This is a genomic window from bacterium, from assembly GCA_020440705.1.
Taxonomy (GTDB): domain Bacteria; phylum Krumholzibacteriota; class Krumholzibacteriia; order LZORAL124-64-63; family LZORAL124-64-63; genus JAGRNP01.
This window is the reverse complement of sequence record JAGRNP010000003.1, coordinates 32762-45176: the sequence shown is the minus strand read 5'-3', so window position 1 is coordinate 45176 and position 12415 is coordinate 32762. Positions and strand designations below refer to the sequence as shown.

The 12415-nt window shown below is 66.0% G+C and carries 10 protein-coding genes and 3 tRNA genes; 2 read left to right on the top strand and 11 right to left on the bottom strand.

Translation table 11 applies throughout. From position 1 onward, the window contains the following. Window positions 1–149: 149 nt before the first annotated feature. The 9 genes from dnaK to KDM41_01105 form a co-directional block, all read right to left on the bottom strand. Window positions 150–2078: a molecular chaperone DnaK gene (gene dnaK, locus KDM41_01145; protein MCB1182013.1), complete on the bottom strand. Its 1929-nt coding sequence runs from the start codon at window positions 2076–2078 to the stop codon at window positions 150–152. Between the two features lie 209 nt (window positions 2079–2287). Then, the gene (locus KDM41_01140) at window positions 2288–3253 is read right to left on the bottom strand and encodes a glycosyltransferase (GenBank protein MCB1182012.1); all 966 of its coding nucleotides are present in this window, start codon (window positions 3251–3253) and stop codon (window positions 2288–2290) included. Next, window positions 3253–4392 (bottom strand): glycosyltransferase, encoded by a 1140-nt coding sequence (locus KDM41_01135; protein ID MCB1182011.1) that lies wholly within the window; start codon window positions 4390–4392, stop codon window positions 3253–3255. Before KDM41_01135 ends, KDM41_01140 begins: the two co-directional genes overlap by 1 nt. 31 nt (window positions 4393–4423) lie before the next feature. After that, window positions 4424–4511 (bottom strand) — tRNA-Leu (locus KDM41_01130). A gap of 150 nt (window positions 4512–4661) precedes the next feature. Continuing rightward, a tRNA-Cys gene (locus tag KDM41_01125) sits at window positions 4662–4736 on the bottom strand. Between the two features lie 112 nt (window positions 4737–4848). Continuing rightward, a tRNA-Gly gene (locus tag KDM41_01120) sits at window positions 4849–4924 on the bottom strand. Between the two features lie 67 nt (window positions 4925–4991). Then, the gene (locus tag KDM41_01115) at window positions 4992–6149 is read right to left on the bottom strand and encodes a glycosyltransferase family 4 protein (GenBank protein MCB1182010.1); all 1158 of its coding nucleotides are present in this window, start codon (window positions 6147–6149) and stop codon (window positions 4992–4994) included. 34 nt (window positions 6150–6183) lie between these two features. Beyond that, window positions 6184–7209 (bottom strand): Gfo/Idh/MocA family oxidoreductase, encoded by a 1026-nt coding sequence (locus tag KDM41_01110; protein MCB1182009.1) that lies wholly within the window; start codon window positions 7207–7209, stop codon window positions 6184–6186. A 189-nt stretch (window positions 7210–7398) separates the two neighbouring features. After that, window positions 7399–8133: an exopolysaccharide biosynthesis polyprenyl glycosylphosphotransferase gene (locus KDM41_01105; protein ID MCB1182008.1), complete on the bottom strand. Its 735-nt coding sequence runs from the start codon at window positions 8131–8133 to the stop codon at window positions 7399–7401. 419 nt (window positions 8134–8552) lie between these two features. Here KDM41_01105 and KDM41_01100 point away from each other — a divergent pair, with 419 nt between their 5' ends. Both KDM41_01100 and KDM41_01095 read left to right on the top strand, forming a co-directional pair. Then, complete coding sequence (locus KDM41_01100) at window positions 8553–9869, top strand: inositol-3-phosphate synthase (protein MCB1182007.1); 1317 nt, start codon at window positions 8553–8555, stop codon at window positions 9867–9869. Window positions 9870–9945: 76 nt separating this feature from the next. After that, the gene (locus KDM41_01095; GenBank protein MCB1182006.1) at window positions 9946–10614 is read left to right on the top strand and encodes an MBL fold metallo-hydrolase; all 669 of its coding nucleotides are present in this window, start codon (window positions 9946–9948) and stop codon (window positions 10612–10614) included. On the opposite strand, the gene KDM41_01090 is transcribed toward KDM41_01095, so the two are convergent. Continuing rightward, on the bottom strand, window positions 10611–11456 hold the full coding sequence (locus tag KDM41_01090) for a ParA family protein (GenBank protein ID MCB1182005.1): 846 nt from the start codon (window positions 11454–11456) through the stop codon (window positions 10611–10613). The two genes, KDM41_01095 and KDM41_01090, sit on opposite strands and share 4 nt — an antisense overlap. 146 nt (window positions 11457–11602) lie before the next feature. Continuing rightward, window positions 11603–12397, bottom strand: a complete 795-nt coding sequence (locus KDM41_01085) for an outer membrane beta-barrel protein (protein ID MCB1182004.1) — start codon at window positions 12395–12397, stop codon at window positions 11603–11605. Window positions 12398–12415: the final 18 nt, after the last annotated feature.

The following is a 12415-nucleotide window of genomic DNA, read 5'->3' as shown; positions in this document are numbered from 1 at the left end:
CCACTCTAACCAATGGATTCCAGGCGGTCAAAGACTTTTTTGGTCCGAATTGATTTTGTGGGAACGAATGCGTCCAAGATGCGCGGCCGGGTGCGGGAACTCGTCCCGGCACCCGACCTTAGCACCTTGTTGCAAGCCGTCAACCAAAATCAGCTCTTGTCTTCGTCGACCACCTCGTAGTCCGCATCGACGGCGCCGTCGTCCCCACCGCCGCCACCGGCGTCGGTCCGGGCCGCGCCACCGTCGTCGTGGACGTTCGTCGACCCGCCCTGGGCCGCGGCAGCCTTCTCGTAGGCCTTGCTCGCCAGTTCCTGGACAGCCGTCATCAGGGCGTCGCTCGCCGCCCGGATCATCGCCGTGTCGTCGCTGGTGAGGACCTCCTCGAGGGCCTTGATTTTGTTCTCTACGCTCTCCTTGAGCGAGGAGTCGAGATCGTCCCCGAGGTCGGTCATGCTCTTGCGGGCCTGATGCACCCGCGCCTCGGCCTCGTTGCGGGTGTCGATGAGCTCCCGCCGGGCCTTGTCCGTCTCGGCATTGGCCTCGGCATCGTGGACCATCCGCTCGATCTCCTGGTCGGTCAGCCCGCTCGACGCCTGGATCCGGATGGACTGCTCCTTGCCCGTCGCCTTGTCCACGGCGCTCACCGACAGGATGCCGTTGGCATCGATGTCGAAGGTCACCTCGATCTGGGGCACACCGCGGGGAGCGGGCGGCAGGCCGGTCAGCTGGAACTGGCCGATGGTCTTGTTGTCCAGCGCCATCTCCCGCTCGCCCTGCAGGACATGGATGTCCACCGTCGGCTGGTTATCGGCCGCAGTCGAGAAAACTTGAGACTGCTTTGTCGGAATCGTGGTGTTCCGTTCGATCAGCCTCGTCATGACCCCGCCCAGGGTCTCGATGCCCAGGCTCAACGGCGTCACGTCGAGCAGGACGATGTCGACGTCCTCCCCGCCCAGCACGCCGCCCTGGATCGCGGCGCCCATGGCCACGACCTCGTCCGGGTTCACCGTCCGGTTGGGCTCCTTCTTGAAGATCTCCTCGACCTTCTTCTGGACCGCCGGAATGCGCGTCGAACCGCCCACCAGCAGCACCTCGTCGATGTCCGCCGGCGACAGGCCCGCGTCCTTCAGGCACGCCTCGCACGGGCGCACGGCACGCTGGACCAGGTCCTCCACGAGCGATTCGAACTTGGCCCGGGTCAGGGTCAAGGTCAGGTGCTTGGGGCCGTTCTGGTCGGCCGTGATGAAGGGCAGGTTGATCTCGGCCTGGCTCGCCGTGCTCAGCTCCCGCTTGGCCTGCTCCGAAGCCTCCTTCAGACGCTGCAGGGCCATGGCGTCCTTGCTCAGGTCGATGCCCTCGTTCTTGACGAACGTATCGACCAGGTGGTCGATGATGCGCTGGTCGAAGTCGTCGCCGCCGAGGTGGGTGTCCCCGTTGGTGGCGAGCACCGAGAACACGCCCTCGTCGATCTCGAGGATCGAGATGTCGAAGGTCCCGCCGCCGAGGTCGAACACCGCGATGGTCTCGGCCTTCTTCCGGTCCAGCCCGTAGGCCAGGGCCGCCGCCGTGGGCTCGTTGATGATGCGCTTGACCTCGAGCCCGGCGATCTTGCCGGCGTCCTTGGTGGCCTGCCGCTGGGCGTCGTTGAAATACGCGGGCACGGTGATGACCGCGTCGGTGACCGTCTGCCCCAGGTACTCCTCCGCCGTCTCCTTGAGGGTGCGCAGGATCTGCGCGCTGATCTCGGGCGGCGAGAACTCGCCCTGGCTGGTCTTGATCCGGACCTCGCCGCTCTTGCCCTTGATCACCTCATAGGGCACTTCGCTGATCTCGGTCGCGACTTCGTCGAACCGACGCCCCATGAAACGCTTCACGGAGTACACCGTGTCGGTCGGGTTCGTCACGGCCTGCCGCTTCGCCAGCAGGCCCACCTGACGCTCGCCGTTCTTGTTCCACGACACGACCGACGGAGTCGTGCGGTTGCCTTCCTTGTTCTGGATGACCTTGGACTCGCCGCCCTCCATGACCGAGACGACGCTGTTGGTGGTGCCCAGGTCGATACCGATGATCTTGCCCATGCTTCAGACTCCCTTGGTGGGATGGTTGGTGTCGTTTCTCACGGCCACCGCCATACAACTTGCGTGCCGCCCCCGGAAATCCAACCAGGAAGCAGTTAAACTATTGCCAATTAATTAGATATAATCCATAGGCTGATCTGCGGTCGCAAACGGAACAGCAGCTGGTCGCAGCACGACCTGCCAACATGACAATTCTGGCAGTCGAACTGTCAGATACTTCTGCCAGATTCCAGGATTCCGCGGCGGAAGGCCAGCAGGACCGCCAGATCCATCAGCCGGCAATAGAGCGGTGCCAGGAGGGGACGGTGCGCCCCGTTCCGGGGCCAGCCGTCGAGCAGACGGGGCAGATCCCGGGCCAGAGGCGTCGGGGCCAGGAAGCGCACGAGACGTCCGATCGCTCCCGGCGAGATGGGCGGTTGCGTGTCGACCACCAGGTGCAACCGCATCTCCCCGATGCGGTGGGGATGCAGGCGGGCCAGATGAGGCAGGGAGTGTCGTCCGCATTCCACCTTCTTGGCGAAGTACTCCGCCGAGGTGTGGTGGTGCACGTGGACCGGGACGGGACGGGCCAGGACGCGGAACCGCACGCCTCCCCGGTCCTCGAGACGGAACGCCACCTCCATGTCCTCGAAACCGTAGGCCGAGAACTCCTCGTCGAAGCCGCCCACGTCGAGGAACGCGTCGCGCGGGACGGCGGCGTTCTGGGTGACGAAGTAGCGGGCCGGGGCCTCGCCCGCCGCCAGTTTGGCCACGCCGCGGGTGTCGAGGTAGTGGAAATGCGGGCCGTCGACCACCTCGGGCGCCGTGTGCACGTGGCCGATCGTGCCGATGCGCTCGCCGGTCCGGAGCACCGCCAGATGGGCGGCCACCAGCCCCGGTGGCGCGACGATGTCGTCGTCCAGGAACAGGATCCAGCGCCCCCGGGCGGACCGCGCGCCCAGGTTGCGCGCCCGGGCCCGCCCCACGTTCCGCGGGGGCGAGACCACCTGGAGCGCCGGGATCCCCCAATTCTCCTGCCCGGCCAGGAAGCGGGCCGTTCCATCGGTGCTGCCGTCGTCGACCACGACGACTTCCCACCCCCCGGGCACCTCGGCATCCTGCCTGCGCAGGGCCGCCAGGGTGCGTTCCAGGAGGCCGACCTTGTTCATGGTCGGAATGACGACTGAGAGCTCCATCAGACGCCGGCTTCCCGCCGCAGCGCCGCCAGGCTCGCCCCGCTCGGCCACGGATCCGAACCCGTCAGATGTCCGAAGACGGCCGCGACCAGCTCCATGTTCGCCTCGAAACCCACCCGGCTGCGAGCCGAGGCCAAGGCTGCCGCGCCGCAGCGGGCGCGCAGTCCGGCGTCGGCGCCGAACCGGAGCATCGCCCGGACCAGGCCGTCCTCGCTCCGGGGCGGGACGACCAACGCCGAAGCCTCGTCCGCGACCCACTCGAGCGACGAAGGCAGACTCGACACGATGATCGCCGCCTCGGACGACATGGCCTCCAGCAGGGAGACGGCCGTGGCGTCGACCGACGGCACGGAGATGAAGACATCGGCCGCGCGCAGGGCGACGGCGAACTCGTCGTGGGCCAGCCGCCCGGCCATGTGCGTGACATCGGCGATGCCCGCCGCCTCGACCCGGCGCCGGAACGGTTCCGGATCGCCCTCGTAGCCCGAGAAGAGGAAGCGGGCCCGCGGCTCCTGGTCGCGCACCCGCGCCGCCGCCGCGATGACCACGTCGATGTTGTAGTAGGGCTGGGTGTAGCTCCGTGGCGAGAAATAGACGATGTCCTCCGGCCCGAAGCCCCGCGCGGCGCGCCAGTCCGCCTCCGCCCCGGGACGGAAGACCTCGAAGTCGACTCCCCACAGGATGCGGAAGCTCTTTTCCGGGTCGGCCCCCAGCTCCGCCGCCACGGCCAGGATATCCGCCGAGTCCCCGGTCAGTGCGTCGCAGCTGCGCAGGGCGGCCCGGGCCAGGGCCAGCTTCAGGCGGTTCTCGAAGGGCGTCACGTAGACGTCGTCCCCCCAGACGGTCAGGACGTTGGGATGGTGGCCCGAGAAATGGCCCCAGTAGCCGTAGCCGGTGAGGAAATGCGTGTTCAGCAGATCGGGTTCGAGTCGCCCGAGGATCCGCCTGACCTTGGCGAGGGTCCGGTAGTAGCGCCAGGGCTTGGGACCCGTGCCCAGCCGGATATCGTGGACGGTGACGTCGTCGACGGGGCCGGGCTGGACGGTCAGCAGATGGCAGTCGTGCCCCCGCCGGGCGAACCACCGGATCCAGCGTTCGGTGTGGATGTGGCGTCCGATGGAGAGGAAGGCCAGCCGCATGTTTCCTCCTGGCGGGGCCGCGCGGACGGTGTGGTGCCGGGAGCCGGAATCGAACCGGCACGGAGCAACGCTCCGAGGGATTTTAAGTCCCTTGCGTCTACCAGTTTCGCCATCCCGGCACCGGCATTGAGGCGATAATGCGGAGGGGATCCGGACCTGTCAATCGGCCAGATCCCGCTGCCGGGCCGGCGCCAAAGGGAGCGACGCGGAGACCGACTCGCGAGGAAAGCTGCGGACACGAAAAAACCAGCCCGCAGGCTGGTTGAGGGTGGAGGCGGCACCCAGAGTCGAACTGGGGATAACGGTTTTGCAGACCGTCGCCTTAGCCACTTGGCTATGCCGCCCCGATCCCAATGCTCCGCCAAGTATGGCCAATGCCACCGGCCGTGTCAACCCGGCCCGGGCCGCCTCCCGGCGAGAAAAACGGGGAGGATCCCGGATCCTCCCCGCTCGAGATGGAGCGGGCAACGAGACTCGAACTCGCGACAGCTACCTTGGCAAGGTAGTGCTCTACCAGCTGAGCTATGCCCGCTCGAACAGGCTCCTACAGATAATGCCGGAAGTCGGGAATGTCAAACCGAAAGTTGAGGGATTTTCCGTTACCGGCCAAGGACTTCGCCGTACACCGCGGCCGTCATGCCGGCGACCCGATCCCAGCTGTAGTGCTCGATGGCGTGGACCTGTCCAGCCGCCCCGAGCCGCTCTCGCAACCCCTCGTCGCCGAGGGCCCGGGCGAGCTGATCGCGGAGCGCCCCGGCATCGCCGCTGGGGAAGAGCAGGGCATGGCCACCGGCCGCCTCCACGTTCGGGGGAATGTCGCTCACGAGGCAACATCGCTGGTAGCTCATGCCCTCGAGCAGGGTGATCGAGAGGCCCTCGAGGGTCGACGGGAGCACCATCACGGCGGCGTTGCTGAACAGCTCCTCGAGCACCGGGCCATGGACGTATCCCACGAAATGCACGCCGGCGGGCGCATCGCGCCGCAGGGCGGCCACGTAGTCGGTGGTGAACCCGGCATCCCCGGCGACGACCAGGGCGAACGTCTCCCGCAGAGGCGACGGCAGCGCCCGCCAGGCTTCCAGCAGCAGGTGACATCCCTTCTCCGGCACCAGGCGCCCCACGAAAAGCACGAAGGGGCGCCCGATGCCCAGGGCGCGGATCTCGGCCGGCTCGCGGTAGCGGGGCGGGACGATGCCGTTGGGGATGTAGTGGGTCGCGATCCGGTACCGCTCGAGGTAGTGGGCCCGCAGGGCTTTCGAGACCACCACGGTGGCGGACGGGATCGCCGCACTGGCCTTCTCCCCCACGCGCAGCACCCAGCTCGCGAAGCGGCCCCACTTGTCGCGCTGCCAGTCCAGGCCATGTACGGTGACGACGGTCGCCTTGCGCCCCAGAACGCGGGGCACACCGGCCAGCAACCCCGGCCCCAGCGCGTGGTAGTGCACGATGTCCACGTCCCGCCAAAGGACATCGGCGGTCGCGATCATGGTGTGGGAGATCGCATCCAGATGCTTCGTCGGCACCGATGGCAGGCGGCGGACCCGGACACCGTCCAGGTCCGCCGGACCGTTCCATTGGCTGTAATGGGGGCGGCTGTAGATGTCCACCGCGCAGCCCAGGGCGGGCAGGCGCGCCGCCAGCTCGGCCACATGCTTCTCGATGCCCCCGTGGATGGGCGGATAGCCCTTCTGGCCGATCATGGCCACCCGCAGGGGGCGGGTCGCCGCGTCCGTCGCTGTGGCGGTTCGCTTCGTCACGCGGCGCGCTCCGTCTCGCCGATCCCGCGGGGGATCAGTCGCCGTACACCAGATCGATCTGGCGGCCCTTCTCCTGGATCGAGCGGCAGGCCCCCTCGAGCACCTGGACGACCTTGAGCCCGTCCACACCGCTGCTCTTGGGCGTGGTCCGGCCCCTGATGAGGTCCAGGAAGTGGCCGGTCTCGGCCTTCAGGGGCTCCACCGAATCCAGCTTCGGGATGAAGACATCGCCGCTGCGGTACATGAGCTGGAATTCGCCGAAGGTCTCGTAGTGCGGCTGCACGTCGACACCCTTGTCGTAGACCCGGATCTTCTCCGAAACCGAGACGTCATCATAGACCAGCATCTTCTTGCTGCCAACAAAGGTGCAGTTGCGGATCTTGTTCGGATCGAGCCAACTGACGTGGATGTTGGCCATGGTGCCGCCCGGATAGCGGAGCGTCACGAAAGCCACGTCCTCGATGCCGAGATCGGTCTGCACGTAGCAGTTCCCGACCGCCGAGACACTCACCGGATCTTCGCCCAGCAGGAAGTTCAGCATGGCCACGTCGTGGGGAACGAGATCCCAGATCACGTTGGCATCCTTCTGGAAGATGCCGAGGTTCACCCGGGCCATGTTGACGTAGTAGATGTCCCCCAGTTCGCCGGCGTCGAGCAGTTCCTTGATCTTCCTCACCGGCGGGGCGTAGACGAAGGTGTGGCCGACCATCACCGTCAGGCCCCGCTTGCGGCCCTCCGCGTTCAGGGCGCGGCAGTCCTCGCTCCGGGTCGCCATGGGCTTCTCGAGGAAGAGATGCTTGCCCGCCTGCAGGACCTCCATACCGAGTTTGAAGTGGGTCGACATGGGCGTCGCCACGATGACGGCTTCCACTTCCGGATCCCGCAGGATCTCCGTGTAGTCGGTGGTCTTGGTCGTGCCCGGGTACAGCAGTCCCACCTGCCTCAGGCGGGCCTCATCCAGGTCCGAGATGTAGGCCAGATCGCATTCGGACTGGGCGTTCAGGTTCCGGATCAGGTTCGGGCCCCAGTATCCGCATCCGATCACACCGGTCTTGATCATGTCGCGTCTCCTTCAGCACGTTTGGGCGAGCCGGGAACCGCCGGGGCGATCCCCAAAAACGTTCTATCGTCAATATCGAGCAGGCCTTGAGGCATTGAGCATGCCGTTTCGATAGCCGGCCCGGATGCGCAGAGGACCGGACAACACGAAGCTCTCTTCGGCTGCCCGGTCCTGGATGCTGGCGGGTGGCTAGTAGCCTCCGGTGCCCCTGAGGACGACGGGAAGGGTCTTCAGGATGATTTTCAGATCGAGCATGGGCGTCCACTCGTTGATGTAGCGCACGTCCAGCCGGACCATTTCCTCGAAGGACACGGAGCTGCGCCCGCTGACCTGCCACAGGCCGGTCAGCCCGGGAATGGCCTTCAGCCGCTCCATGTGCCACGGCTGGTAGTTCTCGATCTCGTAGGCGATGGGCGGCCGCGGGCCGACCAGCGACATGTCGCCCCGGATGATGTTGAACAGCTGGGGCAGCTCGTCCAGGGAGGTGCGGCGCAGCAACCCGCCGATCGGCGTGATCCGCGGATCCTGCTTCAGCTTGAAGACCTCTTCGCCCCCGTTCGACTCCGTGCAGCCGTCCTGGTCGCCGTTGATGAACATGGCGGCGAACTGGCGGTGGATGGCGTCGTCGGAATTGTGGGCCATCGAGCGGAACTTGTAGAACTTGAAAGGTTTTCCATCCCTGCCGAGGCGCTCCTGGACGAACAGCACCGGCCCGGGGCTGGACCGCTTGACCAGGATGGCGATCAGGAGCATGACGGGCGCAACCAGCAGCAGGGCCAGGCAGGACAACGTGAGATCGACGAATCGCTTCACGTAGCCCAGGGACCCGTAGTACCGGGTGGTGTCCGCGGGAATGAAGAGCTTGGGCGATGATAGCGCAAAGTCGCCGTCAACAACCGCAAAAGCTGCCGCGTCTTCCTTCATGGTGCACAATCTCCCTTTGCAGAGCAAAGTTGTTGTTTTTGGGGCTGAAAGACATTGAACGCGTTAGCTTTGGGCCATTCGGACCTTTCCTGTGGAGCTGTGGCCGTCCGGCTAGGCAGGGAGGCGAGAAGCCGAAGCAGACCGTCAACGAGAAGGAGTATATCAGACCTCAAACGGCCAGTCCACCCTGAAAACGATTTTTTTTCATGTCATCAGGTCGCCCAAACTTTCTTTTGCCTTCAAGAGACCGGAATCCTATCGTGTCGCATACATTCCCGCTGAAGAACCAGCCCCCGGGCGCCTGCGGTCGGATGGGGTGCGGCGTTGCCGCCCCGGTCGGTGATCGCGTCCCGGATTCAGGCCGTTTCGGCGGCACCAGAGAGCGGAGGGCGCGCGACGCCCTGAGAGGAGCTACACAGATGGCAGACAAGAAGCAGATCCAGCCCGCGACCGGCAAGCTCGGGATCCTGACGCCGGGCATGGGTGCCGTCTCTTCCACCTTCATCGCGGGCGTGCACGCCATTCGCAAGGGTCTGCGGCTGCCCATCGGCAGCTTCACCCAGATGGGCCACATCCGGCTGGGCAAGCGCACCGAGGACCGCCAGCCCCTGGTCAAGAACTTCGTCCCCCTGACCGACCTCAACGACATCGAATTCGGCGGCTGGGACATCTTCACCGACTCGGTCTACGAGTCCGCCCTGAACGCCGGCGTCCTCGAGAAGGACCTCCTCGAGCAGCTGAAGCCCGAGCTCGACGCCATCAAGCCCATGACCGCCGTCTTCGACCAGTACTACGTCAAGAAGCTCGAGGGCAAGCACGTCAAGAAGGGCACCAAGTGGGAGCTCGCCCAGCAGGTCATGGAAGACATGGAGAACTTCAAGAAGGAGAAGGGCTGCGACCGCCTGGTGATGGTGTGGTGCGGCTCGACCGAGATCTTCATGAAGCGCTCCGAGGTCCACCAGACCCTCGCCGCCTTCGAGGCCGGACTGAAGGACGACCACAAGGACATCCCGCCCAGCATGATCTACGCCTACGCGGCCATCAAGATGGGTGTCCCCTACGCCAACGGCGCGCCCAACCTGAGCGCCGACGTGCCGGCCCTCGAGCAGCTGGCCAAGGAGACCGGTTCGGGCCTCTGCGGCAAGGACTTCAAGACGGGCCAGACCCTCATGAAGACCATCCTGGCCCCCGGCTTCAAGGCCCGCCAGCTGGGCGTTTCCGGCTGGTTCTCCACCAACATCCTGGGCAACCGCGACGGCGAGGTCCTCGACGACCCCGAGTCGTTCAAGACCAAGGAGGAGTCGAAACTGAGCGTGCTGGACACCATCCTCCAGCCCCAGCTCTACCCCGACCTCTACGGCAACCTCTACCACAAGGTGCGGATCAACTACTATCCGCCCCGCGGCGACAACAAGGAAGGCTGGGACAACATCGACATCTTCGGCTGGTGCGGAATGCCGATGCAGATCAAGGTCGACTTCCTCTGCCGCGATTCGATCCTGGCCGCGCCCCTGGTGCTCGACATGGCCCTGCTGCTCGACCTGGGCGCGCGGGCCGGCCTGCCGGGCGGCATCCAGGAGTGGCTGAGCTTCTACTTCAAGAGCCCGGTCCACCTCGAGGGCCTCAATCCCGAGCACGACCTGTTCATCCAGCAGACCAAGCTGAAGAACACCCTGCGCTGGATGATGGGCGAAGAGGTCATCACCCACCTGGGCCGCGAGTACTACGAGGAGTAGCGAACCAGGCGGATCCGCAGCGGATGTCCAGACGGCCCCGGCCCACGCCGGGGCCGTTTCACCAGGAGGAAGCGACGTGACGCACCAGAACTGGCGACTCGAGGTCCTGCCCGTGGGACCGTTCCGGATGAACGCCGTCCTGCTGACCGGCGACGGGCCCGATGGGCCCGAATGCATCCTGGTGGATCCCGGCGACGAGGCGCCCCGCCTGCTGGGGCGGATCGAGGCGTCCGGCGCCCGGCTCGTCGCCCTGCTGGCCACCCATGGCCATCTGGACCACGTGGGGGCCGCCGCCGAGATCCAGGATGTCCACCCGCTTCCGCTGCGCTGCCACCCCGACGACGTGCCCATCATCGCCCGCCTGCCCGAGTTCCAGGCGGGCTATGGGCTCCCCCGGACGCGTGTGCCGCGCACGTCCGCCGACCTCGAGGACGGGGCCCGCGTCCCCTTCGCCGGCGGCGAGATCGAGGTGCGCCACGTTCCGGGACATTCCCCGGGCGAATTGATGCTCGTCCTGCATGGGATGTCGCCCCTGCACGCCCTGGTGGGCGACTGCCTCTTCCACGGCTCGGTCGGGCGCACCGACCTGCCCGGCGGCGACTTCGCCACCCTGGAAAAAAGCATCCGGGAGCGCATCTATACGCTCCCGGATGAAACGGTCGTCGTGTCGGGGCATGGTCCGGACACGACCGTGGGGCACGAGCGGACCACCAACCCCTTCGTCAGGGGCCTCGACGCAGGCTAGGCCTCTTCCTCGATCATGTCGCGACCGGCCTCGATCGCCTCGCGACGCTCCACCTTGGCCTTTTCGAGCTTCTGGTGCTTCTTCAGGAATTCCTTCTTGATCCAGTCCCGATAGAGGCTGGCGCCCAGGCACCCCGAGTCGTAGGCGTAGATGCTCTGGAAGTTGGCCGGGGCCTCCTCGATCTTGATGTTCGTCGTGATGATCGTCTTGAAGATGTCGCCCGCCGGAAAGACGTTGCCCAGTTCGCGCCGCACCTGCTTCTGCAGCGGCGTGCGGCCGTCCTTCTGGGTGAGCAGGACACCCATCACGTCGAGCCAGATGTTCTGGCGTTCCTTGATCTTGTCGATCAATTCCTTCATGTGGCGCAGCGTAGGCACCGCCAGGCCGCTGCACTGGGTCGGGATCAGGGCATAGTCGGCGGCGACCAGGGCATTCTGGGTCAGCACGCCGAGGTTCGGCGGGGTGTCGATGATGATCCACCCATAGGACGTGGCCACGCTCTGGACGACCTTGGCCAGCCGATCGGTGATCTGGGTCTTGGCCATGGACTCGAGGGACGGATTCGCCGGCAGGATGTCGATGTTCTCGTCGTAGATGGTCGAAGCGATGCCGTCCTGGGGCGTGATCGCCCGGCGCAGGACGTCGAAGATGCTCCGGGCCGGCGGCTCGCCGTCGAGCTTGCCCAGCAGGGTGCTGGTGGCGCTGCCGTGCGGATCCATGTCGATGACCAGGCAGGACGAGGTGACCTCGCTGTACCGGGTCAGGCCGGCGGCCAGGTTGATGGCCGTCGTGGTCTTGCCGCTGCCGCCCTTGTGGTTGACCACCGCGATGACGTTGCTCATTCAAATCCCCTGGGAAAGGCTATTCATCCCCGCAATTGCCGAAAAACGCAGTTTGGTAATATAGATCGAAACCCTTGCGGGTGAAAGAAAAAACCCCCTTTTCCCCAGGATTGTCCTCGTCCGGAGACAGCCGGCCACTCAACCCCTCAGAAATTCATCTCTACCGCCAAAACCAATTCGAAGAGGTTCAGATTCGCGTCGGGCTCGAAGGTGATCTCCGGAGCGTAGCCTTCCTCGGCCTGCGGCCGGAAATCTCCCGAATCGAAACTCGCCCGGCTGTAGCGGGCCTCGGCCCGCAGACTGAACTCGGGCGAGGCGGCATACAGGTAGCCCAGTCCGAGCCGACCTCCCAGACGGGTCTGATCGAGGTCGTCCCACTGGGTCGAATCGACCAGCAGCAGCACCGGACCGGCTGTCAGGTAGGGATGCGAGGGCAGGCGCACGAGCCGGATCTCCGCCGCCAGCGCGATGCTCGTCATGCTGAAACGGTCGTAGAGGAAGACGGCGCCCTGCTGCCCCTGGAGGGCTTCGGCCGCCACGTCCACGCGGGAGGTCCCGATTTCGCCGCGCAGGGACCAGCGGTCATTCATCCGGCGGGTCACGTAGACCCCCAGCCCGAAGTTCTGGTCCAGGGCCGCGTTGAACCGCTCGGAGGTGAACCGGACCAGACTCTGCCAGGGCACCGCCACTTCGGTGACCGTTTCCACATGCCAGAGGTCGCCGCCGGAAACCATCCCGAACGCCAGGCCGGCGGACCAGCGCGACGGCGTCGCGCGCCCGGGCAGACTCCGTTCGGGCTGCGGTTCGACCTTCTTCGGCACCGGTTTGTGGCGCCCCGTCTCGCTCGGCGGACGGTCGCTCTGGGCCGCCGCCGGACCGGCGCCCAGAACGGCCAGCGCCAGGAACCAGGCGGCCGCAGTGGGCAGGAATCGCTTCGTCATCTCATTGCACCTCTGGAC

Coding starts and splice junctions, on each gene's coding strand:
- KDM41_01105 (MCB1182008.1), bottom strand. CDS start 8,133: ATGAAGGAAGACGCGGCAGCTTTTGCGGTTGTTGACGGCGACTTTGCG.
- KDM41_01135 (MCB1182011.1), bottom strand. CDS start 4,392: ATGCGGCTGGCCTTCCTCTCCATCGGACGCCACATCCACACCGAACGC.
- KDM41_01090 (MCB1182005.1), bottom strand. CDS start 11,456: ATGAGCAACGTCATCGCGGTGGTCAACCACAAGGGCGGCAGCGGCAAG.
- dnaK (MCB1182013.1), bottom strand. CDS start 2,078: ATGGGCAAGATCATCGGTATCGACCTGGGCACCACCAACAGCGTCGTC.
- KDM41_01110 (MCB1182009.1), bottom strand. CDS start 7,209: ATGATCAAGACCGGTGTGATCGGATGCGGATACTGGGGCCCGAACCTG.
- KDM41_01140 (MCB1182012.1), bottom strand. CDS start 3,253: ATGGAGCTCTCAGTCGTCATTCCGACCATGAACAAGGTCGGCCTCCTG.
- KDM41_01100 (MCB1182007.1), top strand. CDS start 8,553: ATGGCAGACAAGAAGCAGATCCAGCCCGCGACCGGCAAGCTCGGGATC.
- KDM41_01085 (MCB1182004.1), bottom strand. CDS start 12,397: ATGACGAAGCGATTCCTGCCCACTGCGGCCGCCTGGTTCCTGGCGCTG.